Here is a 24,228-nt window from a genome sequence, read left to right as displayed (position 1 = left end):
ACACCCCCTTAGACAAACATTTCTTCTAAATATGCTTGTTTCATTGCTTTTAATTTGTTGAGTTTTTGTTGCTGTTTGATAATTTGATTATCTAGTTTGTTAAAGAATTCACCGATAGCTTTTTGTTCCTGGATATCCGGAAATAAAAAAATCATATTTCGAAACATTCCATTGGTAATTTGATTAATTGTAGCACCTAGATTTTTGTCTATTTCTTTTTTAAACTCTTTTGTATCTAATAAGGCATTAACAAAATTGGACTGCCTAGAACGTATTCCTGTCATAAAAGCTCCAATTACTGTATGGTGCAATTCAGACTTAACTTGTGCGTGCTTTCCTATCAATGAACGAGATCCATTTCTTACTACAACAATAATGTCACCTTTTCTTACGTTACTCGAATTTACTACTTCAGAATTTACGTATACATTATCAGCATCAACAATTTCACCATTTTTCACATTTGAAGAACGCAAAACTAAGGTACCCTTGTCTTTAACATCCTTTGGTGAATATGTTAATCCACTGAAGAGTTCAATCTCATCGTCAAACTTCCTGTGTTCCCACTCTCCACTAAATCCTGCAAACCTTCTCTTAGGAACTCGTTCACCTTCCGCAGGGAACATCTCAGCAAGATATGCAGATTTCAAAGCTTTTGTTTTTTCTAACTTACGCTGATGAAGAGCGATAATATCGTCAAATGTTTTTAGTAATGATCCAATTTGGGCTTGTTCTGCTAATAACGGAATAGAAATTTCTTGTTTTATAACAGCATCCCTTGCAATCCCAGCTATTAAACCTCTAGCTTCTTTTTTTATATTTTCTATTATTGAATTCAATAAGTAGAAATTGAAGACTTTATCCAAATCAGATAGGTTTTTCAAAGCCATAAACTGCCTAGCAATATGCGCTTTATCTTGCGCCATTACAGCGATTGCTCCATAACCAGATCCCTTACAGACAAGCAAAAGGTCCCCCTTTTCTACTAAACATCTAGGAACTGTTGTCCAACGGTTAACGATAGTCTCTTTCCCAACTATACAACTAGCTCCTGTCATATAGGGTATACCGTTACACGTATCGTTATATTCTGAAGGCGAAAAATCTTGTCCCGATAATAAATCTATAACCTCGCCATACTTACGCTGTTCCCACGCATCAGTATTTTGAAATTCTTTGAATCGCCTTTTCGGCACTAACTTCTTTTCTTTCAAGACTCATTCACCACCAATTGCTCTATCATTTCTTCTAATTCTTGCTCTAATTGTTTGCTTTCTTCTTCCAATGTATATAACGTTTCTGAATAGCGTTCTTGTAATTTTTCGAGTATCGTTAGTTCCTTTATTAAAGGGTTCTCAATTAATCGCATAATTTTAGAAACGAGTGAACCGAACCACTTTTCATGCATAAGATCATCAATTTCCACATCAGTTAACGTTTCGATGCGATTTTCTGTCGCTTCTTTTAATTCTTGATTTAATTTCTTCACGTCACGATTTAACGTTGTCTTTTCATTTAGCAAACCCTCTACTTTTTTCAATAACGTGTGGTCGGCACTTCCTTTTTCTGCTTCTTTTAATAGCGAGCGTATGGCTCCTATTGTAAAAGCATCTTCTTTGTCGTTCAGTGCTTCACTTAACGCAACTTCTTCATCACTTTCTTCGACTTTGGCTGCTTCGACTAACTCAGTTAACTCTGCATCGATTTCAGAAAGTCTGGTTTCTTTTTCTTCTATAGTAGAAACTTCTTTACTGAATAAATGTTTCAAAATTAATTCAGTCGGGACAATACTTCCTATCCATCCATCTTGCTCTTGTCTTTTTGTTTTCCCAGAACCTTTCGTTACTATTAATGGTACGCGGGTACGCCCAGCCATATAGAAATCTGTTAAAGCAATAATCTCTGTATCTTCTGTCAGCTTGTCTTTCCAGATTTCTGCAATGATTTGATAGCCATCGTATTCATCAATATGATTGAACGCTAACAAAAGCTCTTTAATCTCTACTAACATCGCCTCACGTAGTTCAGGGATTGCATTTACATCATTAATCGTTTTCAATAACGCCCAATATTTGTCCATATATGCTTTCAATTGCTGTTCGACTGCTGTTGACTTTTGAACGACATGATCATCAGTCAATACTTTTTTCTTCAAGTCAGCTATCGATTCTGTCAACTCAACGTAGCCAATACGTACTTCTTTCAATGCCTGTTTGATAATGGTTGGAACGGATTCTTGTAATACTTTTAATTCTGCGATGTTGGCATACGGAATCCCCCCGTAAAGATGAGCATCAACATCCTGCGGGATTTCTTCCTCAATCGCTTCTATATACCGTGGAATATTTAAATTGTACTCATTTTCAATAATTTCATCTCTCGTTGCTAAGTGACTATAGCCAGCTTCTTCATTACGCGTCGCGTATGTATCTACAATTCTAGCAATGTCTTTTTCTTTTAGAACATTTTGCTTCCCTTCTTTTACAAACGTTTTAGAAGCGTCAATCATTAACACAGGAGTACCAAGTGGACGATCTTTCTTCAAAATAAGGACGGTTACAGGAATCCCTGTATTCGTAAATAACTTGTCTGGAAGACCAATGATTGTATCGATATAATTCTTCTCTAATAAGCGATTACGTATTTCTCCTTCTGTGCCACCTCTAAACAACACGCCATGTGGTAAGACAATCGCCATTGTTCCTTGTTGCCCTAAATGGAACAGTCCGTGTAAAAGAAACGCAAAATCTCCTTTTGAATCAGGTGGTAAAACGCCTGCAACTTCAAAACGTGGGTCACTTATTTTTAAATTGGATTTATTCCAATTCTTCACTGAATACGGGGGATTCATGACGACCGCATCAAATTGCACACCTTCGTTTGGACGTTGTGGATCTTCGGGCCAATCTTCTGAAAGTGTATCGCCATTATTAATCGTCATTTTTTCCGGACGTACGCCGTGAAGGAGTAAGTTCATTCTTGTTAAGTTATAAGTTGCTGTATTTTTCTCTTGCCCGTAATAAGCTAAGCTTTTCTTCTCATCTTCTGATAAATGCTTGCTTACCGTTAATAAGAGCGACCCAGAACCGACTGTTGGGTCATAGATTGTTTCAATTGATTTGGTTTTCGCAACGATTTGCGCCATGACTTCACTCACTTGTGATGGTGTGTAGAACTCTCCGGCTTTCTTCCCGGATTCCATCGCAAATTGTCCAATTAAATATTCATAGGCATCGCCTAATACGTCTCCTTTTTGCAAAGCGACCATATTGAGATCTGCAAAAAGTAAAATGAGTTCTTTTATATTCTTACTACGTTCATGTAAGTTGCTGCCTAATGCTGTATCTGTCAGGTCCAATGTAGAACTTGAGAATAGTCCCTTGAAATCATCTGAGTCGCCTGTCACTGCAATTGTTCGTTCGAAGTGGTTCAAGCTATCTGTTACTTTTTGAACTTCAAATTTTCCAGAACGAATATCAGTAATCCACGTTTGGTATAAGTGTTCTGGTAAAACGTAGTAACCAAGGACGCTAGACAGCATTTTTGTAAGAGATTCAGGATATTGTGCGTGGCTTTCGCGATACGCATCAATTACCTCTTGCTCGGTATTTTGCTTCATCCCACTTGTGATTCTAAATGTATCAATCGTTTTATCACTTAGGAATTTGTAGAACATTAACCCCAACATATAGTCTTTATATCGACTGGCATCCATTGAGCCGCGTAATTCATTGGCGCCATCCCATAATCTACGTTTGATTTCTTCTGATGTAATCACTTTGTATCCCCCAATAACTTTTTTTATATGCTACATATAATATATTGATATTATTCATTAGTTTAGTTCTCTCTTCAATCTAGCTGTCTAATGAAGTATCCAAAGATAGAGTTATTATAGACAATCCTCTACTATTATAACCGAATGATATTCTTATACATATGACTATGGAGGAACCTAATGAAAACTCACTATTACTTAGGCTGGTTCAACGACTTTTTTCCGGAGGGTCTAAGCAAGCAGCTACAGAAGGACATCACGGATCGGAAATCGCTCGTGATGATCAGCTCGAATCCATTGAGGGATGACGCAGATGGCGCTATTGAACGTTCGTGGCTGGAAGGAGCCGGCATTGCGTTTGATGAGTATCAGTCCATCGATTACCGCGTAGGGAAGGAAGATGCCCAAACGTTGATTCAAAAGGCTTCCGTCATTTTCTTGTTGGGTGGGGATACCCTCAAGCAAAATGCATTTTTGGTGGACTATGAATTGGCGGAATGGATCAAAAGCAGCGACGCCATTGTGATGGGCGCAAGCGCCGGTGCCATCAACATGTCGGCGAAATGGGTGTATTCGAAAAGCTTCGGCTATTCAGTGGAGACAAGTTCCCTTTACGACGGAATCGGCCTCGACAATTTTTCCGTCCTGTCCCATTTTGATCTTGAAAACAACATGGCACTGGTTCAACGCGAACTGTCTTCGCTATCGGAAGAAATGAAGGTTTATGCGTCGAACAAGGATTGTGCGGTGCGTACACAGGGAGACCAAATAGACATTCTAGGGACTGTTTATTTGATTTCTCACGGAGATATTCAGAAATTAGAGGAGACGTTCTAATTTTGATGGATGGCCAGAGGTTAGGTGCACGAGCTAAACAAGGCCCATAAAAATAAAAAACAGAAAGCGACGAAGAATTTGTCGCTTTCTGTTTTTTATTGGTTTGAATTCATTTCAGTAAGACCTTTGCCAATAAGATTCGCAGACACCGGCTCACTTCCCAATTCCCTCGCCCACACGGACAATTGGCCGATATGATGAATTTCATGTGCAATGACATGCCGCATCACTTCGCCCCACTCGTCAGTGTCAATCATTCCATCACGCCCGGTCGTTGTCAGCACCCGATGTTCCATGCTGTCATCCCAGTTGGCCATAAAGCTTTCGACTTCCGGCCGGAACCGCGCATCAAGCTCACGCACTTTCTCCAGGCTCTTGTAATTGTCGAAGCCTTCCTGGAAGTCTTCCTTACCTTCCAGCAGGCGGATCCAGCTCCATTCCACATCCGCTATGTGAAAAAGTGTTTCGAGGATGCTGCCGAGTCCACCCGTCCGCTTCTTCAAGAGCTCTTCTTCAGGGATTCCTTCGCACCATCGGTACCACTCTTCGCGGACCATCCAGTTGTAATGAAAAAACATTTTCATGATTAGCCTCCACTCTATTGATTCATCATTTATTTCCCATCGCGCTTCTTTTGCTGTTGAACAACTTTCTATACGCCCACAACATCTTGACAATCCTCAATACTTATTAGAATTATTTCGTTCCCCGAGCCGCTCCTTAATGAACCTTTGGAACAACAAGTACTGCCCAAAAAACAACAGCAAGGCGGCTAAACACAGATTGAAGTAATACCAAAGGCCATCTCCGAAAAAATCCAATGGAGAAGCAACGGACGGCCGCCGGCTCAGGTAGAGATAATTGGATTCCGTCATCGGATTCACAAGGAAACCGATGAAAGCGGCGTAAAGGAGCAGTAATGTATAAATGGAAAACACCGAACGGATGGTGATCGATTTTGGAAAAGCCAAGCTTAAAAGCAAACAAGCCCAGGAAATCGCGGTGTGATGGATAAAGAATTTCCAAAACCGGTAATGCTGATAATCATAAGGCAAGTCGGGTGTCACTAAGGCCAGGACAGCCGGCACGATTCCGATAAAAAAGGAGATTTGAATCCATAAAGGCCTCAAGGTCAGCAAACTGATCATGGCAGTAACAGAGGCAATTCCGCATAAGTGAAGCGGCACATGGCGGCTGAAACTCCAAAGATCATGTGTAACGGCCCAATACTGGTAGGAGACTTCCGAGAAAAAAAGGATGGCGAGCAATAGCCAGCGCAACCGCTGAAAGGATTGTGCTTTCACTCCTAAGCGGTCTTTCAACAGAATCAGGCAAAGGAGCCCAATGAAGGCTATGCTTAACGCCAGCAAGTGGCTAAAGGAAAAGACCTCAAAAGGATAGTCGGACGTAGCACCAAACCAGGTTTCCATAGCTGCCCTCCTGTGTAACTCGTTATGAGAATAGTTTAGCATTATTTATCGTTGCAAGAAGTTGGATGGTTCTAAAATATTCCGCCTTTTTCCTCTCCGCCGGAGCAACACAATCCCATCGATTCATAAGCATCACCAAAATAAAACACCGCTCCGAGGAATGTTTATTCACATGGAGCGGCGATGTATGCAGTTTATTTTTTATTGTCCGGATCGTTCAGATTTTTCTCTTGAACATGATTTTTATCCGCCATCACTTCTTCGAAATAGTTCATCGTCTTCATCTCTCCGCCGGTCTGCCGTGTGCCCCACGTCATCTCCGTGAAAATCTCGGAAAGCGGCGTGTAGATGCCGCCGTGTTTTTCCGACCACTCAAGCGCGATGGTGTTTTCAAAAAGCTGCGCCATTTTCTGCATCAAAGGCTTCGCGTCAAAACTTTGGAGGGCGGCGTCGAATCCAGCGAACACCGTCAGTTCTGCGTGCAGCCCTTTCGCCTTCTCCTGCACTAGCACCACATCGCCTGTCGGCTGCAGTTTTCCGAGCCGCTCTTCGATATGGCGGATAAATATGTCGTGCGCCCCGAATTTATTGACGAGGCGAATCAGTTCGAGGCCGAGGATGTTTGCGGTGCCTTCCCACACCGTCAGCACTTGCGCATCCCTGAGCAGGCGCGGCGTGACGAAGTCCTCGATGTAACCGTTGCCGCCGTGCATTTCAATCGCCTCGTGCGAAAAGTGGATGGCTTGTTCAGCAGATTCCTTCTTCAAGATCGCAATGAGCAAGCGGTTCAATACTTGCTCCTCCGGCGTCGCTTCCTTTGCCGTCACCCGGTCGTACAAACCGATGAGATCAAAGATCGCTGCGGTCTCAAAGTCCTGCTTGGCGCGCAGTTTCATCAAGCTGTCCTGCACCATCGGGAAATCGGTGAGCTTCTGGCCGAATGCGTTGCGGCGCTCAGCGTATTCCGCCGCTTCGTCAAGTGCGCGTTTCATAATTCCTATTGATGCGACCGCGTTGCAGATTCGGGACAGGTTCAGCGCTTCCATCATGTACTTGAGGCCGGCTTTCGGGTCTCCTACGACAAACGCCTGCGCGCCGTCGAATTCGACCTCACCGGAAGGCACCGCCCGGACGCCGAGCTTGTCTTTCAGCCGGCGGATACGGATGCCATTCAATTGGCCGTCGACTTTCCAGGGCACCGCAAAAAGTGTCAGCCCTTTCGAGCCTTCTTGCGCGCCTTCGATGCGGGCGAGCACCATTGCGACGCCGGCCATTCCGGCATTCGAGGCAAAGTACTTCTCGCCGTACAAGCGGTAGCCTTCTTCCGATGGAACAGCCTTCACGACATTCGCGCCGACGTCCGAGCCGCCTTGGCGTTCGGTCAAGAACGTTGCGCCTTCAAACAATTCCGTGTCGCCGGTCGCGCACACATGGGGCAAAAAGCGCGATTTGACCCCTTCGTCTGCGTAATGGTCGAGAAGATACGCCGTCGCCATCGTCAACGTCACCGGGCAATAGAAGCCGGGTTCCGACTGCGACAGGAGATAGCCTTGTGCAAAACTATAGACGTAATTGCCCTTTCTCCCGAGCTCTGGGATTTCCTTGTGGACGAAGCCGACGATGCCTGTCCCGTACGTTTCTTCGACGGTCTTTTTATAACCTTCATTGACCCAGACGCGGGAGATGTCTTCACCGAGCCGGTCGTATTTCTCGAGCCTTGGCTGCCCTTCCCGGTCGGTATGTCGGGCGCGTTCATCGATGTCACCCGCCGTGAGCTTGCCGAAACTATTGAGTTCCCGGTCTGCATATTGAAGGAAATCTTCTGGGAGCCGCTCTTCTAAGATTTTCTTTAACGTTTTGTCCCGGTCATAGAAATTGCGTTCACCTGTGGGGGCTGGCCCTTTTAAGACAACCATTCAAACACTTCCTTCCCGCAGCGGCTGCTTGAGGATTTTTCCGGATGCGTTCCTTGGCAAGGCTTCCACTTGTTCGATGAGCCTCGGCACTTTGAAGCTCGCCAATTGCTCCGAAACGAAGGTTTTGATGTCTTCCGCACTCACTTCACGCGATGCGGCAAAATACGCTTTCACCGTCTCGCCCCATTCCGCGTGCGGCACACCGATCACGGCAGCCTCGTGGATATCCGGATGCGCGAGCAACACTTCTTCGATTTCTTTCGGGTAAATGTTCACGCCCCCTGAAATAATGAGGTCTTTTTTCCGGTCGACGATCCAGATAAAACCGTCTTCATCGAATTTCGCCAAGTCGCCGGTTTTCAGCCAGTCGCCTAGGAAGGTTTCTTTTGTCGCTTCCTCGCTCTTGTAATAGCCGAGCATATTGCCTTCTCCCCGAAGCAGGATCTCTCCCACTTCGCCGGGCTTCACATCTTGCCCGGCGTCATCGACGATGCGGATTTCGGTATGGAGCGCTGCGCGTCTGCCGATGCTTCCGGCTTTCTCTCTGTGTTCCGGACCTGTCATCAATGTTCCGCTCGGCCCTGCTTCTGTCAGGCCGTAGACACATACCAGATTGTCGGTTTGGAACGCGTCCTGGACAAATTTTACTTCCCCTGCAGAAAGCGGTGCGCTGCCGTAGATCCACCATTTCATCGAAGACAAATCGCGCTTCGCGATATCCGGATGCTTCGCTGTCATAAGGTAAGCGACCGGCGCCCCGAAGAAATGCGTCGTCCGTTCGCTTTCCACTGCATCCAGCAAAAGATTCGGTGTAAATGTCGGAACGAGCACATGCTTGGCGCCGACAATCATGCCGGCCGCGAGGAACAGGTGAAGCGGTGCGGAATGGCTCAGCGGCATCATATGCAAGAGGCGGCTTTCCGGTTTCATTTCCATTTCGACGCAAATCATGCCGGCGACTGTCAACACGTTGCGGTGGCTGAACAGCACGCCTTTCGGCTTTCCGGTCGTTCCGGATGTATAAAGGATCGTCGACGGGTCGTCGTCCTGTGCATCGGAAGAAAGCTTTTCCTCTGATTGCAGGGCTGCCAGTTCGCAGAACGACTCCCATGTATCCATCGCTTCACCCGTTTTGAACATCAGCAATTTTTCATTTTTCAACCCCTTCACGGCCTCAAACAGCCCTTCATGTGCCAGGAGCGCTTTTGCGTCCGAGTGCTCCAGTATGTACTCAATCTCTTTTTGTCCCAATTTTGCGCTGATCGGCACAATGACCGCATCTAAGCGCTGCACCGCAAAATATGCCGTTATAAATTCGGGCACGTTCGGCATGAAGAGGACGACCTTGTCGCCGCGGCCAATTCCCCGCTCCTTTAACGCGTGTGCTGCGTTGTTCGCGAGCCGGTCCAATTCGCGGAATGTCAAGCGCTGGCCCATTCCGACCACTGCCTCGCTGTCCGGGTATTTCCGTGCATTCCGCTCGAGCAATTGTGAAAGATTCATTGTCCCATCCCCTTTAGTTTTGATAGCTTTTCGGAAAACTCCCCCAGAAGCGCTTCCATCTCTCCCTTAGTCTTTTCGAGTTCTTCGATGCGTTCTTCCATCACGGCAATCTGCTTTTTGCCGTATTCGATCGTCCGCTCCAGCTGCTTTGTGCCGGACCGGTCGGCGTCGAACAGCAGCACCATTTCCTTGATTTCGTCCAGCGTGAATCCGTATTTCTTGCCACGGTCGATGAGCTTCAGCTTCGCGATTTCGGCGTTCGAGAACATCCGCTGATTGGCGCTTGTCCGCTCGGGCTTCAGCATGCCCATTTCTTCGTAATAGCGGATCGCGCGCGTCGTCACCCCGAATTCCTCCGCGGCTTCCCTTATCGTTTTCATGTCCCGCCTCCTTGTCTGATTTTTTTGATAGTTTTAGTTTAGCATTGACGTTAACGTAAAGTGCAAGGGGTTTTAGTGGAATAACGGTATAGGCCATCCTCTTCTTCGACCTATATAGGCCTCAAAGCATAAAAAAACACTCCGAGGAAGTTTGATTTCCTCAAAGTGTTTTAAGCTGGAGCGAGTGCCAGCGGGTTTCTTGCCTTTTTTGATTTGAAGTTGTTTGGCTTTTAGAATCGTTAACGACCATTCAAGAGCCGGGAACTAGCGGGATTGTGCTTCCCGATACTCCATGTACGCCTTTTTGACGCTTGGGTTCTCCTCCAAAAACCGGACAAGGCGGCCCATGCAAAACACCGCTTCCGGACCGATGTGATGTTCGATTCCCTCGATCTCTTTTCGGCTGTCTGTAGCAGGGATTTCAAGAACGCGGTAGAACCCCTCCAGCGTCCGGTGCTTGTCGACGATGTCTTTCGCGATGCTGCTGCCTTCTGGCGTTAACTTGAACCCGCGGTACTTTTCGTAGGAAACCAACCCTTGCTCGGCCATTTTCTTCAGCATTTTGGAAACAGAGGACGGCAGGATGCCCAGTGCAGCGGCCGCATCGGCTGCGCGAGCATAGCCGTTTTCTTCCGTTAACTGGTAGATCTTTGCCAAATAATCCTCCATGCTAATGGTGGGCACGCCCATTCCGCTTTCCTCCCTCCGGATTTCCGTTTGGCTATCAGTTTTTATTCCGTAAGCCCGGCCAGAATGGTCTCGATATTCCACTCCATCATCTTGATGTAGGTGTCTCCGTCTTCTCCCGGCTTTCCGATCGAATCGGTGAACACCTTCCCTTTGATGTCAATGCCGGTTTCCCGGGAAACCATTTCCATGCTGCGGGGATCGATGCTCGTTTCCAGGAACAAACCTTGGATGTCCTGTTTTTCGATCACTTTCAAAACACGGGTAATCTGGTTCGGCGTCCCTTGGTTTTCCTGGTTGATTTCCCAGATGTACTCGGCCTGGAAATCATACGCTTTGCTGAAGTATTTGAAGGCGCCTTCGCTCGTGACAATCACGCGTTTTTCTTTCGGGATTTCGCTGTAGCGCGCGATGGCGTCTTGGTGCAGCGCCTCTAATTTGCCGATATAGGCTTCCGCATTCGCTTCGTATTCTGCCGCGTGGTCCGGGTCGATTTCGATGAATGCGTCACGTGCGTTTTCTGCATATTGGATGCCATTTTGCACATCCAGCCACGCATGGGGATCTTCTTCCCCTTCTTTGCCTTCAGTCGTCAAATACATCGGCTCGACTCCTTTGCTGAGGGCAAAGACCGGGGCGCCGTCCCCTGATTTTCCAGCGGTGCCGAGAAGTTTCTCAAACCAGGAATTCCCCGCTTCCAGGTTCAAGCCGTTATAGAAGACAACATCCGCATCAGTAGTCTTTTGGACGTCTTTCGGCAGCGGATCGTATTCATGCGGATTGGAGCCGATCGGAGCCAGGCTGTGGATCTCGACCCGGTCCCCGCCGACATTGCTTACGATATCGTAAATGATGGAATAGGTCGTGACGACCTGCAGTTTATCGCCGCCTGCGGCTTCTTTCTGGCCGCCATTGCTCGAGCAGCCTGCCAGGATACCCAGCAGGAAAAGGCTCAGGAACAAGAATGCTTTCGTGTTTTTCATTGGGATGCTCCCCCTTTTTTAGAGTCTAAGTTGTTAATTTGTTCTGGTTTTTCTTGGCACTCCATTCTCTCCAGACCACCCCTTGTTTCGGTGAGAACAGGAATGCCAGAAAGAACAGCGCAGTGGCCGCGAGCACAATCGTCGCACCAGACGCCAGGTTGTAGGTGAAGCTGAAGTACAGGCCGATGACAGCGGCACTCGCGCCGATCACTGCGGACAGGAAGATCATCACTGATAAGCGGTCGGTCAAAAGATATGCGGTGGCAGCCGGCGTGATCAGCATGGCGACGACGAGCACAATGCCGACGGTCTGCAGCGAGGCGACGGTCACCATCGTCAGGAGCGTCATCAGGAAGTAATGGATGAGCCTGACAGGAAGCCCGTAGACTTCCGCCATGACCGGGTCAAACGAAGTGACCAGCAGTTCTTTGTAGAAAAGATAGACCGCGGCGAGCACCAGCACGCCGGTGCCGAGCGTGATCCACATATCGGACGGCCGCACGGCCAGTACGTTACCGAAAAGAATATGGTACAGATCGGTGCTGCTTTCCAGTACCGTGATCAGGATAACGCCCAGCGCAAATGCCGCGGTGAACAGGATGCCGATTGACGTGTCTTGTTTGATGCGGCTGTGCTGGCTGACAAAGCCGATGCCGATGGCCGTCAAGACGCCGGTGAACACTGCACCGAAGAAGAAATTGATGCCGAGAGCATAGGCGATCGCGACGCCCGGCAGCACCGCATGCGAAATGGCATCTCCCATCAGCGCCATGCCCCTTAAGATGATGAAGCAGCCGATGACGCCGCAGATCACACCGACCATGATCGATGTCAGCAGCGCTTTTTGCAGAAAGTCATATTGGATGATCCCTTCGATAAACTCCATGCTAATTCACCCCCACTTCATGCAGGAAGGCCAGTTCCCGCTCGTACGCTTTCAGGATGATTTCCGGACGCAGCACTTCCTGCGGCTTGCCGAAATGAACGACTTCTTTATTCAATAGGAGCAATTGGTCGAAGTAATCGTTCGCTTTGCTCAAATCATGGTGGATAACCACCACCGTTTTCCCTCTACTACCCAGATCCTTCAGGAGATTGATGATCGTTTCTTCACTCGCCACGTCAATTCCGACGAACGGTTCATCGAGGAAGAACAGGTCGGCATTTTGCGCAAGCGCCCGTGCAAGAAAGACGCGCTGCTGCTGGCCGCCTGAGAGTTCCCCGATCTGCCGGCCGGCGAGCGCTTCCATGCCGACTTTTTCCAAGCAGGCATATGCCCACTCCCGATCCTTTTTCTTCGGCCGCTTCAACAGCCCGAGGTTCGGGTAGGTGCCGATCAGCACGGCGTCCAGCACATGGATGGGGAAATCCCAGTCGAACTCGCTCCGCTGCGGGACGTAGGCAATCTTTTTGCGGTTTTCCTTCAACGTGCTTCCGAGTATCTCGATGCTGCCGCGGTTGATCGGCACCAGGTTCAATAAGGCCTTCAACAGCGTCGATTTCCCGGCCCCATTAGGCCCGATGATCCCAAGGATATTGCCTTCTTCAACGTTCAGGTCGATTCCCTGGATGGCGGGTTTGCCGTAGTACGAGACCCCGACATTTTTTAGAACAAGTGCAGAACCCATGTTATTCCCTCCTAACACTATTTTTCGTAAGTCGAATATTCTTTCCTCAAGGAAACTTTTTTATTAGTTTAGTCCTTTTGTGGATAAATGTAAATAGAAAAGAATTTAAAGTATCCGTTTTTCTGATTGCTGTCTGGACATAAAAAATAAAATCTTCTGCCTTTTAAAATATGCAAGAACGGGTATAGAACTCCATATTCAAAAAATGATTTTATTTCCTGAGGAGGAATTCGATGCATTATCAATTGAACTTGCATTTATCACGCGATAAGAAGGATTATTACTGGCTGTTCCGGAGCGAAGAAGATACAATCACGGTTTTCAATGAAGTCGTCGAGACGTTCAAGCAGTATGAACCGCCCAATGCGGAAGCGTTTATCGAGGAGAAGAAGCGCGAGATTAATGAGACCGGAAAAAGCAATACGGTCCAGATTGAAGTGGTCAAAGTCGACAAGGAAGCGCTCATACGCTCCGCGTCTTATAACGAGATGTGGTACGATGACGAACATTTCGATGATATCTACAAGACGCTGACCGATAAACTCGGTGCGCCGGAAGAAGGATCCATCGCATAAACCAAAATCCCCTCTGAACCCAATGTTCAGAGGGGATTTTGTGGTTCTTGCGGTTAGACGAGCAGCGCCAGGTAGACCGCCATCGCGTGATGGAATTTCCGGATGTCGATTCCCGTATTTTCGGTGAAGCGATCCAGCCGGTATTGAAGGCTGTTGCGGTGAAGGTGGAGCGCTTTCGCGGTTTCAGAGACGTTCAGGTTGTACTTCGTGAACACTTCGATCATCCGCAAGGTTTCCTCGTCGTCCGCGTAATTCTGCAGGACCATTTCCCGGATGTGCTGATAGCGGTCTGGGCTTCCCTCACCCACCAACAAGTACGGCACGGCGTCGCTGAAATGCGCAACGGCCTTGTCCGATGAAGCGAAAGTGGAACGCGCCGCGTCCAGCATGAACGCATGGTAGCGGCTTGCCCCTGCCGCACTTTCCCGGAACGGGCCGACGAGGAATTTGATTTTCAAATACAAATCACTCATCAGGATGTCGATGATTTCTTCGTAGCGGATGTTGTCATTCCCGAGATCCGCGTATTCGATCAGGATGCCTTCATGGCCGTTCTCCCAAAGGATTGGGACGCTCCCAGGGAACAGATCATGGATGGCTTCTTTAAAGGCTTCCGGGCTGCTCTGATTTTCCTTGATCGAGAAATAGACGAAGCGGTAGGATCCGATTGTCTCCATGCCCGCTGCATCGGTGCCTTCCGCATCGACCGCTTTTCGCCACTTCTGCTCTTCGGCCGTCAAGGCTGGAACATCGGTACGGTAAGGAGCCATGAACGCAGCCAATAGCGCGAGGTCCTTCGAGGCCAATTGGCTTTCTTCAATGCCGATGATTTCGTTGTCTCGGGTGACGAACCATTTGAAGCCGGGGTCGAATTCATGGATGCCTTCTTCGTAAACGATTAATGAAGGATAGATTTTTTTCAGGTTAGGGATCATACTAACACTCTTTTCTTCAGAGGGATTCACTGCCATGCTGTCAGAGACAATCACTTAAGAGCCATTATATAACAGAATGTCTATCGCTAGTTCATGGTTTAGGATTGTTCGCTCCAAATTCCCGCTCAAATTAAAGCAGGCGTGGTTGGTCATGCAGCTTAGGTTTGTCGGATTTTCCTAAATAGGAATGACCAGCTGCCTGTGGCCGTGCTTCAGCGATCCAGTCCGGAATGGCAAATGTGCACGAAGACGCACCGTAATTTTGTGCACTCTTGCCATTTCGAAAAAATCCACGGGACGGTATGCTGTTAGCAGATAAAGAAGTCTACATACAATGGAGGGATTCAGATGGCAGGGTTGAATTTAGTGAACATCAGAAAAGAATACGAAAAAGGCGTCGTATCCGTACAGGATTTCAACTTGGAGATCCGCGACAAGGAGTTCCTTGTACTCGTCGGCCCTTCCGGCTGCGGGAAGTCCACAACGCTCCGCATGATCGCCGGGCTTGAAGACATCACCGAAGGCGACCTCTACATCGGCGAAAAACGCGTCAATGACGTGTCGCCGAAAGACCGGGACATCGCGATGGTGTTCCAGAACTACGCCCTGTATCCGCACATGAGCGTCTACGACAACATGGCGTTCAGCTTGAAGCTCCGCAAAATGAAAAAAGAGGAAATCAAGACGCGCGTGAACAACGCTTCTGATATCCTTGGCCTCGGGGATTACCTGGACCGCAAACCGAAAGCCCTGTCAGGCGGTCAGCGCCAGCGTGTGGCTCTCGGGCGCGCCATCGTCCGCGATGCTGAAGTGTTCCTGATGGATGAGCCTCTGTCCAACCTGGACGCCAAACTGCGCGTGCAGATGCGTGCCGAGATCCAGAAGCTTCACCGCCGCCTGCAGACGACCACTGTTTATGTAACTCACGACCAGACGGAAGCGATGACGATGGCGACACGCCTCGTGGTCATGAAAGACGGCTTTATCCAGCAGGTCGGATCGCCGAAAGAAGTGTACGACCTGCCGGACAATATGTTCGTCGGCGGCTTTATCGGTTCACCGTCCATGAATTTCCTGCACGGCAAAATCGTCGGCGATTCGTTCGTCATGGAAGGCGTGAAAGTGCTCGTGCCGGAAGGAAAACTTTCGATCCTGCGCGACCAAGGATATGTCGGCAAGGATATCATCCTCGGCATCCGCCCGGAGGACATTCACGACGAGCCGCTGTTCCTGCAGCATTCGCCGCAGACGAAGATTGTCGCATATGTGGAAGTTTCGGAATTGATGGGATCAGAAATCGTCCTGTACTCAAAAGTGAATGACCAGGACTTTATCGCCCGTGTCGACGCCCGCTTCAATGTACAAGCCGGCCAGACCATCGACATGGCGTTCGATATGAACAAAGCGCATTTCTTCGACATTGATACGCAGTTGCGGATTAAATAATCAATCAAAAAAACCGGCCGGTAACTTTGGCCGGTTTTTCTATGTGGCTCTTTCGCTTCAGACGGACGCTTTCCGCGGGCTCGCGCCGAAATCCACCCGGTCCTTCGATGGCGCTACACTTCGAAACCTAGCCGACGGACGGCGCTCCTGTAGGCGGCAGCCTTACCGGTTCTGCCTCAGTCCTGGAACAGCTTCTCGACGGCTTTGTAATTCTCGTAGCATTCTCTCCGGTAGCGCCCTTCAACAAAACCTAAAAGCACATCTTTTCCGACTGAAAACCGGTGCTCCAACGCTTCCAAGGAAGTGCCTTTGCTGTAGTAAAGATAAAGCATCGTATAGACTTCGTCATCACGGAAATTAGACAATGGATCAATGGTAGACATCCGAGGTCTCCCCTTTCCCAATGACATCCCACTTCTCTTTCAATTTCTTATACAGTTTGTAGCCGGCAATGTAATCTTCGTATTCGTCCATCTGCCAATTGAATGTATCTTTTGGTGCTATAGCTTCCGTAGTTGAAAGTTTTTCCATGAGGCATCTCCCTTTTTTAGCATCTGCTTCTTTTGTGAGGAATCTCGGATTTCCTGGCCATCTTGTTCACCCAGCCAGTGCTTTCCATTCATATGGTGAAGGCGTTCTGTGAATCAATGCTTTTGGTGCGATGTTGACGAGCTTTTTTTCTCTTGTTTATACACTTTATAACCTTGAATGAACTCACTATATGATTGCAGGCGCCGCTTGTTCACGTGCACCATCTTCGCTGGCTTCTTTGCCTCTGCTTGCATTCCTTCCAACTCCCCTTTCAATCATCTGCCAGGTGAACTTTTCCCATGGCGGCTGCCGGCGTTCCTTCTTTTTGCTTTTGTGGGTACAAGGCATGTACTGAATTTCTCTCTTTAAATTTATTGGATCCTTCTTGCCTGAACCTGTATGAACGGTATTTTTTTGGAATACCACTTTACTTCCTAATAAAAGCAACCCTAGCAATCCGGCCCCCTTAAATCGATAAAATGAAATACCGAATCCTATTTATCGGGAATTTTTTAAATTATTAACGATATATTTTGTTTTCAACAAAAAAATATCGTCAATGATTCATTACACATAACAAAAGCCTAACTTACACCCTTATAATTGTAAAGTTGTTTTCTCAATATTCTAGTAATTAAGATTTCTTTTATTTTTATTAGGACTTTTGGACAAGCGAGCCCATTCTTTTCGAAAAACCTTATGTAGAACAATGTCCTACGGGTTCCGTGATTCGAATCAAGTACAGCCCGATAGCAAGGAAGCCGAAAAAATAGCAGCGCGGCACTCTTTAAAATATGCCAAAAGGGGTATAGACCTTCAGAACTAAAACAAACGGCTTCATTCCCAAGGAGGAATACGATGTATTATCAATTGAATCTGCATTTGTCACGTGAGAAAAAGGATTACTTCTGGCTGTTCAGGAGCGAAGAAAATACGATGGAAGTGTTCAATGAGGTCATCAGCACGTTCCGGCAGTTCGAGCCGAAAAACGCGGCGCTGTTCATGGCAGAGGTGCAACACGAAATCGACGAGACTGGCAGCAGCGATACGGTCCAGATCGAAGTGGTGAAAGCGGACGAGAAAGCGCTCATTCGCTCCGCGGCGTACAAGGAGATGTGGTACGACGACAAGTATTTCAAGGAGATTTACCAGACACTGACCGACCGGCTCGGTGTGCCGGAAGAAGAGTCGATTGCGTAAAGGCAAATGCAAGAAACCCATTCCACTGCCCTTTGGCTGCGGAATGGGTTTCTTTTGCTTTTATTTTTTTAGCAGGCCGCATCTGGCGGCAATTCCCTGTCTCTTGTAAAGTGAATCTGGATTTCCTGTCTGCTTTACCGTGACTCCGTTTTGGCTGGCATTAAAATAGGGTCAAGCGCTTTGCCGATCGGATGCATGAAGAAATGGAGGATCGGGCCGCCCAGACAGACTGTCAATAAGGTTCCGATGCCGATCGGCCCGTCCACGAGCAGGGCAATGATCAAAAAAGCTGCGTAGATGAGCGTTCTTGACAGAAGAATGGTGATTCCGAACAATTCCTGCAGAATCAGAGTCAACCGGTCCACTGGAATCGGTGCGAAATTCGTGTACAAATAGGTGGCGGTCCCTGCGCCGATCAGCATCAGTCCGGCCGCAAAGCAAACTGCTTGGCTGTACCAAAGTTCAGGTGTCCATCCTTGTCCTAGAAAAAGCCACAAATCGATTCCGGCGCCCGTGATGAGGGCCGTTGCCAATCCAAGCACTTCCGGCTTTTGTCTTTTCAAAATGGCATTGCAGCCGATCATCAGAAAGGCCAGCAGAACCTCCCAGCTTCCAACCGTCAGCCCGATATTCTCCGCCAAGCCGACTAATACTGCATCAAAAGGCGAGGTCCCAAAATCGGACTGGATCGTCAAAGCGATGCCCATGGTTAATAGTAAAATTCCGATGACGTAAAACAGGTATTTCATTGGCATCAACTTCCCCATTCTTTTTGTTGCAATTGCAATAAAATAATAGATTCACTATACACCGGTTTTATCTGGGTTTGCAACAACTATATCGAGGATGAAGGTTTTATTGAAACAATAGAGGGAAATTCCAGCCGTTTGCCTTTAGTCCCCCTTTCCATCGATGGTCGGCCGTTCCTCTAGCACCCGGACAAACTGAAAAGCACAGCTGCTGAGAAATAGCAGCTGTGCTTCTTTTCGGATTCAACCTGCCGGTGCCACCGTAATCACGACGCTTCCGCGCTTGTGCCCGGTCTCCACGTAGCGGTGGGCTGCAGCCAATTGATCCAGCGGATAGCTTCGATCGATCACCGACCTGATTTCCCCGGCCTCGATCAGCTCTTTCAGGAACAGCAGATCTTCCTTGCGCATCGGCGCCATGCCGCCAATCAATTTCTTGCCGCCGCTTATGGGATTTGCCGTCATGCGTGCGAATTGCGGCAGCCCTGCCACGGTTGTCAGGAAGACCCCGTTTTCCTTGAGGGAGTTTTTGCACTTTGAAAACGAAGTCTTGCCTACCGTATCAAAAATGATATCGTAGGTTTCGCCGTTTTTCGTGAAATCCTCCTGCGTGTAATCGATCACCCGGTCGGCGCCGAGCGACTTCACCAGTTCCACATTCTTTGTGCTGCACACGGCGTCAACTTCTGTTCCGAAGTGTTTGGCCAGCTGCACGGCATAGGTGCCCAGTGCACCGGAAGCGCCGTAAATGAGCACTTTTTGCCCTCTTTGGATATGCCCCTTGTCCCTCAGAAAGAATAGCGACGTCGCCGCCCCGAAAGGAACCGAAGCGGCTTCTTCGAATGACATATTGTCCGGGATCCCGGCAAGGGCACCCCCTTCTTTCAGGTTGACGAATTCGGCATTGGCGCCAAGGCCGATGCCGGTTCCGCCGAATACAAGATCTCCTTTTTTAAAAAGCGTAACGCCCTTTCCGGCCTCTTCCACTTCCCCGGAAAACTCGGAACCGAGGATCCCGATTTTCGGTTTCCGGAGCCCGAAGAAAAACCTTACCGCAAACGGCTCGGCCCGCCTCACTTTGCAGTCGCCGGACGTTGCTGTTGTGGCATGCACTTTGACCAGCACTTCGCCGTCTTTCGGAACCGGTTTTGCCACTTCCCTCATTTCCATGACTTCCGGCAGGCCGTATGTTTTGTGGAGGCCCGCTTTCATAACGGAACGCCCCCTTCAACACGCGGCTTCAACGGTTTGATTGCCGGGATTTTCTTGCCTCTTGCCAATAGCCAGACTGCCAGCGCCAACTCCCCGACAGCGCCGGGTATGGCGACGATCAAGATGAACATAGTTTCGAAATCGGCGTAATTGGTCAGGATCATTTTGGCGAAGTTGTCGACCAAATAGCCCAAACCCGCGAGTATTAATAGGATGCCCAGTATGCTCGGCATGAATCCGGCTTTGAAGACCAGGTAGCCGACGAGCAGCAGGTGGACGCCGAAAAATATAAGGCCCACGGTCCAGCCGTTGTCAAAGGCCCCGGTCAGCAGCATGACCTGTGCCTGTTGCTGGGCTGTCTCCAAAGCGGTAAACGCCGCGTCCCGAAGCAGCTGCAAAACGCTCAGGAAATTAAAGACGGCAGCTGCAAAAATTGCGGTATAGATCAACCGGAACAATGCCATAAGCAGCGCGAGGTTCCGGTTGACTTGTTTCAATAAAACATAAAGCGCCCACGACACGACGACATCCAGCACAAGCACGATGGCTAAGCTCGCAATGGCGGACCGGAACTGCCATTCGTTCGCGGTGATGTTAGCAGCTGTCGCCGCTCCATCGCCCGGTATGATCAATCGTTCAATCACAAAGAAATTCGCATAGACGGCAATCGCTGCCATGAGCAATAACCCGATTCCGACGACCCTGGCATAAAACATTGGTGCTTTTTCGGCCATCTCATTGTTCATTTTTAACCTCTCCAATTCATTTCTTGCATAAACACTTCGCAGTGAAATCCCGGTTTTCCGGTTCTCACCGCGAGTTTCGGCGCATGAAATCTCCGCTGCACCGGCTTCAACGCAAAAAACCTTTCGCTATGGAGTGCCGCGGCCATCGCGCCTGCGGAATGTCGCTACGAAAAGCTCATTGCTGCTATTTTTCTGCAGACTGATGCCGTTGCCGCATCATCTCCGTGTTTGCCCGTTGGACGCATCTCGCCTGCTCTTCGAAATGTCTTGTCCGCCTTCCGCTCCGAGTATCGTGGGTGTTGCTGAATCCAGTGCAGCCTCACTGAAGATTCCGCCCCTTTCTTTGGAGGCTGTATGTATCAATCCAATTAGTGTCCTCGGTATGGCCTAGGCTTTGCGTTGCCGGTTCGGAAGGTGAAGAAACTATTATGGGTGTTCAAATGACACTTTGGCGAATTTAATTAATAGAATATTCAGACTTCTCACGAACTCATCCTATACCTTTCAGTCCGATTAATCAATCCTAATACCTTGCCGCTCTTTTAACTTTGGGTGCCTGGCACCCACTCAATTCCGGTAGTATACGTGAATTTATTTTTACAGATTTTTCTATTAATGATGAAACGCTTTCTTCTTTGTTCCGTATATCCTATAAAGGGGGTTTTGGGATGAATGCGATGGGCGATCTTTTCTTTTTGCTGCCGATTGTATCGATTCTGTTTTACTTGATCCTGGTCGGATTCGGGATTTTCATCGTGCTGGCGTTCTTGAAGCAAGGGAAAGAACGGAACGCGCTGTTGAAGGAAATCGCCGAGGAGCTTCGGCGGAGGTAGATTCGGGAAAGGGGTGCAGCGGTGATGGGGTTGATCCGGTTTTTGTTCATGGAGAAGAAATGCTTGGCCCACTCGGTGTTCGGCAACCCGCAGTATTACGATGCCGCGTCGAAACTCAGTGCCGGCGGGGTGCCGTATGACGTCGTGCGGAAGTCGAACGTCAGCATCATGGACATGGCGTTCGGAGACACCGGGCGGAATGTCATGCCGTTTGTTCGGAACGCGGAAATCGACACGACGCAGTATGATTTCTACGTTAAAAAGGAAGACCTGCATTTGGCGCAGCATGCGCTGCACCGGTAGAGGGTTTATTCGCATAGAGGGTTGAATTTATAGGGAGGGATGGACATGCATTCTTTATATAGGAAACGGTTGTCGGCAAGGATGCTGCTCGGCGTATTCTTGCTGGCCAGTCTCATGATGGCGGGCTGCTCGGGGCAAAGCACAGCGGAAACGGACGAGGCGGCCGATAAAAATGTAGAAGCGATCACGGCGGTCATCGAGAAGGAGTTCAACGGACCGGACGAGAAATACCGGGAGCTGTGGGAAACCGCGATGGCGATGCAGCAGGACGACATGAGCCAGGAAGAATACGACGCAATCACAGCCGGGCCTGAACACCAGGCGCTCGAGGACTATACGGAAGAGACTTACGCTTCCTACTTCACGGAGAACGGCTTTGATGATTTCGTCCGGTCCGGTGCTTTTTACTATTCCCTGTTCGAAGGGGACTATGAGTTGAGCACATCTGATATCGACATCGTGCAGAACGACCAGGAGCCGACGCTCTACACGTTCACTTTTAACGTGATGCACGAAGACGAGCCGTTCACGTTCGAGGGCAAGGCGATGGTTCCGGAAGACGGGAAGATCGGGAAGATCGAGTTCCTGGATAAGGACGGGCTCGCCGGGGCGATTCAGGGGATTTGATTTTAATGAAGAGGAGCTTGATTTATGGATGCAATCGATCCGTTTGTAATGCAGCTGCTGATTGTTCCGGCGGTTGTAATCGGGGCAGGTGCCGTTGCCGCGGTGCTAGCGAAAAAATTTTTCGTGGGGCCGCTAGTGGCCTTGCTGCTGAACATGGCGTATGAAGCGTGGTACATGCTTTCCTATTACCCGGGTTCAGGCGTCAGTTTTACCTCGTGGAATATTTTCTTCCCATTGGCCGCGCTCCTCCTTTCGTGGATCGCCGTGAATGTCCGGCGGCAATTGGATGAGGTGAAAGAGTTGGATCCGATGTAACGGAAATTGATAGGTTTTATTGAAATATGGCTCTGCCTTCCGCAATGGAAAGGCGGGGCTATTTTTTTTTGAGTTCCGAGCGAATATATTAATAAACAATTTATATTTATTGATTATCAATAAATAACATGGTATATTCTCTTTAACAACAACCGAACGGAGTGTGGGTCATGAGCCGGAAAAAAGTTTCGACGCTGTTTTTGAAAGCGGTGCTGGTGTTTATGGGGCTGGTCGTGCTGGCGATATGCATTTTCGGGCTGCCGCTGATTGCGGCCCAGGATGCGGAGATGCATCCGGAAACGGCGTATCTGCAATATCCATTTTTGATTTCCGCCTATATTTTCTTTGTGCCCTTTTTCATTGCGCTGTACCAGACCTTCAAGCTGCTGACGTATATCGACCGCAACGAGGCGTTCTCCGAGCGGTCGATCAAGGCGCTGAACGTCATCAAGTACTGCGCCCTCGCGATCATCGCCTTTATTGTGCTTGGCGAATTGGCGACGATCCTTTTGATCGATGACGACATCACTCACATCATCACACTTGGAGGGATCGGCGCGTTCGCGTCCAGCGTTATCGCGGTGTTCGCGGCGCTGCTCCAAAAGCTGCTGAAGAACGCCATCGAAATAAAAAAGGAAAACGACTTAACGGTCTGAGGTGAAACTATGGCAATTATCATCAACATCGACGTCATGCTGGCCAAACGGAAAATGAGCGTCACCGAGCTGACCGAACGGGTCGGCATCACGATGGCGAACCTGTCCATCCTGAAGAATGGCAAAGCCAAAGCCGTGCGGTTTTCGACGCTCGAGGCGATCTGCAAAGCCCTGGACTGCCAGCCCGGGGACATTCTGGAGTACCGGGCGGATGAAGAAACGGATTGAAATGGGGATTTTGCGGCATCTCCTTTCAATCTGTTTCTTTTTTTATTGGCGGTTTGTTTCTATGAGCGGTTTTTGGGGTTCTATGAGCGGTTTTCGAGGTTCTATGAGCGGTTTCGGATGGCCTATGAGCGGTTTTCGAAGCCCTATGAGCGGTTTCGAGAGTTCTATGATCACTCGGCCGGATTTCCTTTTTAATTCCAAATAAAAACCGCAGTCCTGGGGCTGCTGGAAACGCTCTTTGTTCAGTTGTCTGCCCTTCCCCTTCTTCTTTATTCCAATATATGCCATACTGAAGGAAGCACGAAAAGGAGGAATTGGAATGGCAGATTTAAATGGTATGATGGCTTGGACATTTTTACAGGAAATCGAAGTACCGGAATCGGTGAACGACTTGCTGATTGCCGGCGAAGAAGCGCATATCGCCTATAAAACGTTGCGTGACACCGCAGTGGTCACCAACAAGCGCATTATCATATCTGACAAACAAGGATTGACCGGCAAGAAAGTCGAAGTCTACACGATTCCGTTCAAGTCGATCATCATGTACTCTTCGGAAAACGGCGGCACGTTCGACCTGAACACCGAGCTGGAACTTTGGACAAAAGCCGGCAAATTCAAACTGAACCTGAATAAAAAAGTCGATATCCGCAAACTCGATAAACTGATTGCGGAAGCGATTCTGTAAAACGACCGGGCAGCTCAAGCTGTCCGGCCGTTTTTTTATAGCGGC

29 protein-coding genes are annotated in these 24,228 nt (G+C 48.5%); 11 read left to right on the top strand and 18 right to left on the bottom strand.

All coding sequences use genetic code 11. The features are described from left to right. Positions 1 to 8: 8 nt before the first annotated feature. Both ACTL32_RS10235 and ACTL32_RS10230 read right to left on the bottom strand, forming a co-directional pair. Complete coding sequence (locus ACTL32_RS10235; RefSeq protein ID WP_441341380.1) at positions 9 to 1,214, bottom strand: restriction endonuclease subunit S; 1,206 nt, start codon at positions 1,212 to 1,214, stop codon at positions 9 to 11. Next, positions 1,211 to 3,778, bottom strand: coding sequence for a type I restriction-modification system subunit M (locus ACTL32_RS10230; protein ID WP_441341379.1), 2,568 nt, complete (start codon positions 3,776 to 3,778; stop codon positions 1,211 to 1,213). The genes ACTL32_RS10235 and ACTL32_RS10230 overlap by 4 nt, the downstream gene beginning before the upstream one ends. A gap of 180 nt (positions 3,779 to 3,958) precedes the next feature. On the opposite strand from ACTL32_RS10230, the gene ACTL32_RS10225 reads away from it, so the two are divergent. After that, complete coding sequence (locus ACTL32_RS10225) at positions 3,959 to 4,615, top strand: Type 1 glutamine amidotransferase-like domain-containing protein (protein WP_441341378.1); 657 nt, start codon at positions 3,959 to 3,961, stop codon at positions 4,613 to 4,615. Between the two features lie 95 nt (positions 4,616 to 4,710). On the opposite strand, the gene ACTL32_RS10220 is transcribed toward ACTL32_RS10225, so the two are convergent. From ACTL32_RS10220 to ACTL32_RS10180, 9 genes are all read right to left on the bottom strand, one after another. Then, positions 4,711 to 5,199, bottom strand: a complete 489-nt coding sequence (locus ACTL32_RS10220; RefSeq protein ID WP_441341377.1) for a DinB family protein — start codon at positions 5,197 to 5,199, stop codon at positions 4,711 to 4,713. Between the two features lie 96 nt (positions 5,200 to 5,295). Then, a complete protein-coding gene (locus tag ACTL32_RS10215; protein ID WP_441341376.1) occupies positions 5,296 to 6,087 on the bottom strand; it encodes a YwaF family protein in 792 nt (263 codons plus the stop codon). A gap of 152 nt (positions 6,088 to 6,239) precedes the next feature. Further along, positions 6,240 to 7,961 carry an acyl-CoA dehydrogenase family protein gene (locus ACTL32_RS10210; RefSeq protein ID WP_441341375.1) on the bottom strand — a complete coding sequence of 574 codons (1,722 nt, stop codon included), beginning with the start codon at positions 7,959 to 7,961 and terminating at the stop codon, positions 6,240 to 6,242. Next, on the bottom strand, positions 7,962 to 9,464 hold the full coding sequence (locus ACTL32_RS10205; RefSeq protein WP_441341374.1) for a class I adenylate-forming enzyme family protein: 1,503 nt from the start codon (positions 9,462 to 9,464) through the stop codon (positions 7,962 to 7,964). It lies immediately after the preceding gene. After that, on the bottom strand, positions 9,461 to 9,844 hold the full coding sequence (locus ACTL32_RS10200; RefSeq protein ID WP_441341373.1) for a MerR family transcriptional regulator: 384 nt from the start codon (positions 9,842 to 9,844) through the stop codon (positions 9,461 to 9,463). Before ACTL32_RS10200 ends, ACTL32_RS10205 begins: the two co-directional genes overlap by 4 nt. Positions 9,845 to 10,108: 264 nt before the next feature. After that, the gene (gene mntR / locus ACTL32_RS10195; RefSeq protein WP_441341372.1) at positions 10,109 to 10,534 is read right to left on the bottom strand and encodes a transcriptional regulator MntR; all 426 of its coding nucleotides are present in this window, start codon (positions 10,532 to 10,534) and stop codon (positions 10,109 to 10,111) included. A gap of 41 nt (positions 10,535 to 10,575) precedes the next feature. Beyond that, positions 10,576 to 11,514 (bottom strand): metal ABC transporter solute-binding protein, Zn/Mn family, encoded by a 939-nt coding sequence (locus tag ACTL32_RS10190; protein ID WP_441341371.1) that lies wholly within the window; start codon positions 11,512 to 11,514, stop codon positions 10,576 to 10,578. 25 nt (positions 11,515 to 11,539) lie between these two features. Next, complete coding sequence (locus ACTL32_RS10185; RefSeq protein WP_441341370.1) at positions 11,540 to 12,400, bottom strand: metal ABC transporter permease; 861 nt, start codon at positions 12,398 to 12,400, stop codon at positions 11,540 to 11,542. A gap of 1 nt (position 12,401) precedes the next feature. Beyond that, positions 12,402 to 13,142 carry a metal ABC transporter ATP-binding protein gene (locus ACTL32_RS10180; RefSeq protein WP_441341369.1) on the bottom strand — a complete coding sequence of 247 codons (741 nt, stop codon included), beginning with the start codon at positions 13,140 to 13,142 and terminating at the stop codon, positions 12,402 to 12,404. 233 nt (positions 13,143 to 13,375) lie between these two features. On the opposite strand from ACTL32_RS10180, the gene ACTL32_RS10175 reads away from it, so the two are divergent. Further along, positions 13,376 to 13,717 (top strand): hypothetical protein, encoded by a 342-nt coding sequence (locus ACTL32_RS10175; RefSeq protein WP_441341368.1) that lies wholly within the window; start codon positions 13,376 to 13,378, stop codon positions 13,715 to 13,717. A 53-nt stretch (positions 13,718 to 13,770) separates the two neighbouring features. On the opposite strand, the gene ACTL32_RS10170 is transcribed toward ACTL32_RS10175, so the two are convergent. Next, positions 13,771 to 14,652, bottom strand: a complete 882-nt coding sequence (locus ACTL32_RS10170; protein ID WP_441341367.1) for a PucR family transcriptional regulator — start codon at positions 14,650 to 14,652, stop codon at positions 13,771 to 13,773. 348 nt (positions 14,653 to 15,000) lie between these two features. Here ACTL32_RS10170 and ACTL32_RS10165 point away from each other — a divergent pair, with 348 nt between their 5' ends. Then, positions 15,001 to 16,098 (top strand): ABC transporter ATP-binding protein, encoded by a 1,098-nt coding sequence (locus tag ACTL32_RS10165; protein ID WP_441341366.1) that lies wholly within the window; start codon positions 15,001 to 15,003, stop codon positions 16,096 to 16,098. Positions 16,099 to 16,274: 176 nt separating this feature from the next. Here the strand turns inward: ACTL32_RS10165 and ACTL32_RS10160 are convergent, their stop codons facing one another. The 3 genes from ACTL32_RS10160 to ACTL32_RS10150 form a co-directional block, all read right to left on the bottom strand. After that, positions 16,275 to 16,481: a hypothetical protein gene (locus ACTL32_RS10160; protein WP_441341365.1), complete on the bottom strand. Its 207-nt coding sequence runs from the start codon at positions 16,479 to 16,481 to the stop codon at positions 16,275 to 16,277. Continuing rightward, positions 16,468 to 16,629, bottom strand: a complete 162-nt coding sequence (locus ACTL32_RS10155; protein ID WP_441341364.1) for a hypothetical protein — start codon at positions 16,627 to 16,629, stop codon at positions 16,468 to 16,470. Before ACTL32_RS10155 ends, ACTL32_RS10160 begins: the two co-directional genes overlap by 14 nt. A 186-nt stretch (positions 16,630 to 16,815) precedes the next feature. Next, entirely contained in the window at positions 16,816 to 17,085 is a 270-nt protein-coding gene (locus ACTL32_RS10150) for a hypothetical protein (RefSeq protein WP_441341363.1), read from the bottom strand. Positions 17,086 to 17,487: 402 nt separating this feature from the next. Here ACTL32_RS10150 and ACTL32_RS10145 point away from each other — a divergent pair, with 402 nt between their 5' ends. Further along, positions 17,488 to 17,829 (top strand): hypothetical protein, encoded by a 342-nt coding sequence (locus tag ACTL32_RS10145; protein ID WP_441341362.1) that lies wholly within the window; start codon positions 17,488 to 17,490, stop codon positions 17,827 to 17,829. Between the two features lie 134 nt (positions 17,830 to 17,963). On the opposite strand, the gene ACTL32_RS10140 is transcribed toward ACTL32_RS10145, so the two are convergent. From ACTL32_RS10140 to ACTL32_RS10130, 3 genes are all read right to left on the bottom strand, one after another. Then, positions 17,964 to 18,578, bottom strand: coding sequence for a YczE/YyaS/YitT family protein (locus tag ACTL32_RS10140; RefSeq protein WP_441341656.1), 615 nt, complete (start codon positions 18,576 to 18,578; stop codon positions 17,964 to 17,966). 243 nt (positions 18,579 to 18,821) lie between these two features. After that, positions 18,822 to 19,790: an NAD(P)-dependent alcohol dehydrogenase gene (locus ACTL32_RS10135; protein ID WP_441341361.1), complete on the bottom strand. Its 969-nt coding sequence runs from the start codon at positions 19,788 to 19,790 to the stop codon at positions 18,822 to 18,824. Then, positions 19,787 to 20,536: a DUF4386 domain-containing protein gene (locus ACTL32_RS10130; RefSeq protein WP_441341360.1), complete on the bottom strand. Its 750-nt coding sequence runs from the start codon at positions 20,534 to 20,536 to the stop codon at positions 19,787 to 19,789. The genes ACTL32_RS10135 and ACTL32_RS10130 overlap by 4 nt, the downstream gene beginning before the upstream one ends. Positions 20,537 to 21,204: 668 nt before the next feature. On the opposite strand from ACTL32_RS10130, the gene ACTL32_RS10125 reads away from it, so the two are divergent. The 7 genes from ACTL32_RS10125 (at position 21,205) to ACTL32_RS10095 (ending at position 24,183) form a co-directional block, all read left to right on the top strand. Then, positions 21,205 to 21,369, top strand: a complete 165-nt coding sequence (locus ACTL32_RS10125) for a hypothetical protein (RefSeq protein ID WP_204891992.1) — start codon at positions 21,205 to 21,207, stop codon at positions 21,367 to 21,369. A gap of 21 nt (positions 21,370 to 21,390) precedes the next feature. Beyond that, the gene (locus ACTL32_RS10120; RefSeq protein ID WP_441341359.1) at positions 21,391 to 21,672 is read left to right on the top strand and encodes a hypothetical protein; all 282 of its coding nucleotides are present in this window, start codon (positions 21,391 to 21,393) and stop codon (positions 21,670 to 21,672) included. 45 nt (positions 21,673 to 21,717) lie between these two features. Further along, the gene (locus tag ACTL32_RS10115; protein WP_441341358.1) at positions 21,718 to 22,299 is read left to right on the top strand and encodes a hypothetical protein; all 582 of its coding nucleotides are present in this window, start codon (positions 21,718 to 21,720) and stop codon (positions 22,297 to 22,299) included. A gap of 24 nt (positions 22,300 to 22,323) precedes the next feature. Further along, positions 22,324 to 22,614, top strand: a complete 291-nt coding sequence (locus ACTL32_RS10110; RefSeq protein WP_441341357.1) for a hypothetical protein — start codon at positions 22,324 to 22,326, stop codon at positions 22,612 to 22,614. 170 nt (positions 22,615 to 22,784) lie between these two features. Beyond that, complete coding sequence (locus ACTL32_RS10105; RefSeq protein WP_441341356.1) at positions 22,785 to 23,270, top strand: DUF2975 domain-containing protein; 486 nt, start codon at positions 22,785 to 22,787, stop codon at positions 23,268 to 23,270. Between the two features lie 9 nt (positions 23,271 to 23,279). Next, positions 23,280 to 23,498 carry a helix-turn-helix domain-containing protein gene (locus ACTL32_RS10100; protein WP_204892002.1) on the top strand — a complete coding sequence of 73 codons (219 nt, stop codon included), beginning with the start codon at positions 23,280 to 23,282 and terminating at the stop codon, positions 23,496 to 23,498. Positions 23,499 to 23,817: 319 nt separating this feature from the next. Next, positions 23,818 to 24,183, top strand: a complete 366-nt coding sequence (locus tag ACTL32_RS10095) for a PH domain-containing protein (protein ID WP_441341355.1) — start codon at positions 23,818 to 23,820, stop codon at positions 24,181 to 24,183. The last annotated feature ends 45 nt before the right edge of the window (positions 24,184 to 24,228 follow it).

This window comes from Planococcus sp. FY231025, from assembly GCF_052078085.1.
GTDB lineage: Bacteria > Bacillota > Bacilli > Bacillales_A > Planococcaceae > Planococcus.
Note: the sequence above shows the minus strand (reverse complement) of the source record. Positions and strands in the feature narration are given on the sequence as shown.

Coding starts and splice junctions, on each gene's coding strand:
- ACTL32_RS10225 (WP_441341378.1), top strand. CDS start 3,959: ATGAAAACTCACTATTACTTAGGCTGGTTCAACGACTTTTTTCCGGAG.
- ACTL32_RS10210 (WP_441341375.1), bottom strand. CDS start 7,961: ATGGTTGTCTTAAAAGGGCCAGCCCCCACAGGTGAACGCAATTTCTAT.
- ACTL32_RS10130 (WP_441341360.1), bottom strand. CDS start 20,536: ATGAACAATGAGATGGCCGAAAAAGCACCAATGTTTTATGCCAGGGTC.
- ACTL32_RS10175 (WP_441341368.1), top strand. CDS start 13,376: ATGCATTATCAATTGAACTTGCATTTATCACGCGATAAGAAGGATTAT.
- ACTL32_RS10220 (WP_441341377.1), bottom strand. CDS start 5,199: ATGAAAATGTTTTTTCATTACAACTGGATGGTCCGCGAAGAGTGGTAC.
- ACTL32_RS10115 (WP_441341358.1), top strand. CDS start 21,718: ATGCATTCTTTATATAGGAAACGGTTGTCGGCAAGGATGCTGCTCGGC.
- ACTL32_RS10165 (WP_441341366.1), top strand. CDS start 15,001: ATGGCAGGGTTGAATTTAGTGAACATCAGAAAAGAATACGAAAAAGGC.
- ACTL32_RS10105 (WP_441341356.1), top strand. CDS start 22,785: ATGAGCCGGAAAAAAGTTTCGACGCTGTTTTTGAAAGCGGTGCTGGTG.
- ACTL32_RS10110 (WP_441341357.1), top strand. CDS start 22,324: ATGGATGCAATCGATCCGTTTGTAATGCAGCTGCTGATTGTTCCGGCG.
- ACTL32_RS10180 (WP_441341369.1), bottom strand. CDS start 13,142: ATGGGTTCTGCACTTGTTCTAAAAAATGTCGGGGTCTCGTACTACGGC.
- ACTL32_RS10200 (WP_441341373.1), bottom strand. CDS start 9,844: ATGAAAACGATAAGGGAAGCCGCGGAGGAATTCGGGGTGACGACGCGC.
- ACTL32_RS10185 (WP_441341370.1), bottom strand. CDS start 12,400: ATGGAGTTTATCGAAGGGATCATCCAATATGACTTTCTGCAAAAAGCG.
- ACTL32_RS10215 (WP_441341376.1), bottom strand. CDS start 6,087: ATGCTAAACTATTCTCATAACGAGTTACACAGGAGGGCAGCTATGGAA.
- ACTL32_RS10190 (WP_441341371.1), bottom strand. CDS start 11,514: ATGAAAAACACGAAAGCATTCTTGTTCCTGAGCCTTTTCCTGCTGGGT.
- ACTL32_RS10095 (WP_441341355.1), top strand. CDS start 23,818: ATGGCAGATTTAAATGGTATGATGGCTTGGACATTTTTACAGGAAATC.
- ACTL32_RS10170 (WP_441341367.1), bottom strand. CDS start 14,652: ATGATCCCTAACCTGAAAAAAATCTATCCTTCATTAATCGTTTACGAA.
- ACTL32_RS10140 (WP_441341656.1), bottom strand. CDS start 18,578: ATGAAATACCTGTTTTACGTCATCGGAATTTTACTATTAACCATGGGC.
- ACTL32_RS10100 (WP_204892002.1), top strand. CDS start 23,280: ATGGCAATTATCATCAACATCGACGTCATGCTGGCCAAACGGAAAATG.
- ACTL32_RS10145 (WP_441341362.1), top strand. CDS start 17,488: ATGTATTATCAATTGAATCTGCATTTGTCACGTGAGAAAAAGGATTAC.
- ACTL32_RS10155 (WP_441341364.1), bottom strand. CDS start 16,629: ATGGAAAAACTTTCAACTACGGAAGCTATAGCACCAAAAGATACATTC.
- ACTL32_RS10205 (WP_441341374.1), bottom strand. CDS start 9,464: ATGAATCTTTCACAATTGCTCGAGCGGAATGCACGGAAATACCCGGAC.
- ACTL32_RS10125 (WP_204891992.1), top strand. CDS start 21,205: ATGAATGCGATGGGCGATCTTTTCTTTTTGCTGCCGATTGTATCGATT.
- ACTL32_RS10160 (WP_441341365.1), bottom strand. CDS start 16,481: ATGTCTACCATTGATCCATTGTCTAATTTCCGTGATGACGAAGTCTAT.
- mntR (WP_441341372.1), bottom strand. CDS start 10,534: ATGGGCGTGCCCACCATTAGCATGGAGGATTATTTGGCAAAGATCTAC.
- ACTL32_RS10135 (WP_441341361.1), bottom strand. CDS start 19,790: ATGAAAGCGGGCCTCCACAAAACATACGGCCTGCCGGAAGTCATGGAA.